Below are 2,177 nucleotides of genomic sequence, written 5' to 3'. Positions count from 1 at the left end.
TCATTGCGCCCCTGATCGCGCTCTATCTGGCGGTGGTGCTACTTGGCGAAACGGTTGGGCGGCATAGCATCATTGCGTCGATGCTCGGCCTTTGCGGTGTGGCGGTGCTGCTGGCCGCTCGAATCGGGGCGGGGGGCGAGCGTCATCTGGACGGGGTCGCGGCGATCCTAATTTCCGCAATATTCTATGCGTGGAACATCATCCTGATGCGGCAACAGGCGCTGCTTGCGCCACCCAGCGAAGTCGCGTTCTTTCAGAACATCACGGCGGGCCTTTTTCTGCTGCTGGCGTTGCCAATTGTGTTGTTGGTCGCGCCATCGATCTTTCACGTTCCGGATGCGTCTCACTGGCCGATGCTGATCCTGTCGGCGGCGCTCGCATACTGCTCCCTTTTCCTGCTCAGCTGGGCCTATTCGCGGGCGGAGGCGCAGGTGCTGGTGCCGGTCGAATACACCGCGTTCGTCTGGGCGGCGATCATGGGGGCCATCTTCTATAGCGAGGCGGTGACGGCGAGTACGGTTGCCGGGGCGGTGCTTATCGTGACGGGATGCATCATTGCGGCACGTGGCGGTCGACCCGACACGGCGAAACTGGAAGCGGCTTTGTGACGCCGCTGCGCACGACGCTGACGCCCGCCCATTTGCTGCTCGCCATTGCGGTGATGGCGGTGTGGGGCAGCAACTTCGTGGTGATAAAGTTCGCCCTGGCGCATTTGCCGCCGCTGTTGCTGGGTGCGCTGCGCTTCACCGCTGTGTTCCTGCCTGCCGCGTTTTTCCTGAAGCGGCCTCAGGCGTCATGGGCCAATCTTGCCGCCTATGGCGTGCTGATCGGCGCTGGGCAGTTCGGCGCGCTGTTCATTGCCCTGCGGGCCGATGTCACGCCGGGGCTCGCCTCGCTGATCATGCAGATGCAGGTCTTTTTCACGATCGGACTGTCGATGTGGCTGACCGGTGAGCGGTTGCAGGCGGTGCAGGTCGTGGCGTTGTTGCTCGCGGTGGCGGGGATCGCCGTGATTCTGACGCATACCGGCGGCAGCATTACGCTGCTGGGGCTGGGTCTGCTCCTGATTGCCGCGCTCAGCTGGTCGGGCGGCAATATGGTGTCGCGCGCGGCCGGGAAAGTGGACATGCTCGCCTATGTCGTCTGGTCGAGCCTGTTCGCGGTGCCACCGCTCTTCGCGCTCGCCTTCGTGTTCGAAGGACCAACCGCCATGCTCAACGGCGTCCGCGACGCCGATGCCGTGACCTGGGCAGCGGTCGCGTGGCAGGCCGTCGGCAACGCGATGTTCGGCTATGGCGTATGGGGCTGGATGCTGGCGCGCTACCCGGCAGCAAGCGTTGCACCGCTCGCGCTGCTGGTGCCGGTGTTCGGGATGACCGCGTCGGCGATTATCCTGGGCGAGCCGATGCAGGCATGGAAACTGATCGCGGCGGCGCTGGTCATGTCTGGCCTCGCGCTTGGCATCTTGTGGCCACGCATTGCGCAGCGTTTTGTCCAAGGGGAACCGGTATGACCATGACCATCCGGCGCGCGGGGCCGGCCGATCTCGACCTGATCATCGGCTTTATCCGCGCGCTGGCCGAATATGAGCGGCTGGCCGACCAAGTACGGCTCGATCCGGCGGTGTTGAAAGGTCATCTGTTCGGAGACGCGCCCAAGGCCGAGGTCGTCATTGCCGAAGCCGATCACGCGCCGGTCGGCTTTGCGCTGTTCTTTCACAATTTCTCGACGTTCGAGGGTCGCCCCGGAATCTATCTCGAGGATCTTTTTGTCGCGCCCGAGGCGCGCGGATCAGGGGCCGGGAAGGCACTGTTGCGGCATCTGGCGCAACTTGCGCTCGACCGCGGCTGTGCGCGACTCGAATGGTCAGTGCTCGATTGGAACGAGCCCGCGATCAGCTTCTACCGGTCGCTCGGTGCCGAGACGATGGACGGATGGGCGGTCAATCGTGTGACCGGCAACGCGCTGACCACGCTCGCAGGTTAGGCCTTCGCCGCGTCGTACGCTGCGATTGCCTCAAGCACCACTTGCCGCGCTTCGTCGGCATCGCCCCATTTGCCGACGCGGACCCATTTCTTGGGCTCCAGGTCTTTGTAATGGGTGAAGAAATGCTCGATCTGCTGCATGACGATGGCGGGCAGATGTTCCTTTTCGTCGACGTTCTCATAGTAAGGGAA

Annotated in this window: 4 protein-coding genes; 3 read left to right on the top strand and 1 reads right to left on the bottom strand. The window is 63.6% G+C overall.

Annotated elements, in window-relative coordinates:
- From RMO89_RS15195 to RMO89_RS15185, 3 genes are all read left to right on the top strand, one after another.
- Window positions 1-608 (top strand): DMT family transporter (locus tag RMO89_RS15195; RefSeq protein ID WP_310534152.1); only part of this gene is annotated, 608 nt, incomplete at its 5' end.
- On the top strand, window positions 605-1,513 hold the full coding sequence (locus RMO89_RS15190) for an EamA family transporter (protein ID WP_310534149.1): 909 nt from the start codon (window positions 605-607) through the stop codon (window positions 1,511-1,513). The genes RMO89_RS15195 and RMO89_RS15190, both read left to right, overlap by 4 nt.
- Window positions 1,510-1,986, top strand: a complete 477-nt coding sequence (locus tag RMO89_RS15185; RefSeq protein ID WP_310534148.1) for a GNAT family N-acetyltransferase — start codon at window positions 1,510-1,512, stop codon at window positions 1,984-1,986. Before RMO89_RS15190 ends, RMO89_RS15185 begins: the two co-directional genes overlap by 4 nt.
- Here the strand turns inward: RMO89_RS15185 and RMO89_RS15180 are convergent.
- Window positions 1,983-2,177, bottom strand: a 195-nt coding sequence (locus RMO89_RS15180) for an inorganic diphosphatase (protein WP_310534147.1), incomplete at its 5' end; no start/stop codon positions are given. The two genes, RMO89_RS15185 and RMO89_RS15180, sit on opposite strands and share 4 nt — an antisense overlap.

Source organism: Novosphingobium sp. (genome assembly GCF_031424035.1).
In the GTDB taxonomy this organism is placed as follows: Bacteria; Pseudomonadota; Alphaproteobacteria; order Sphingomonadales; family Sphingomonadaceae; genus Novosphingobium.
Note: the sequence above shows the minus strand (reverse complement) of the source record. Positions and strands in the feature narration are given on the sequence as shown.

What these genes read in the sequence shown, in the direction of transcription:
- RMO89_RS15185 (WP_310534148.1), top strand. Translation starts at nt 1,510, where the DNA reads ATGACCATGACCATCCGGCGCGCGGGGCCGGCCGATCTCGACCTGATC.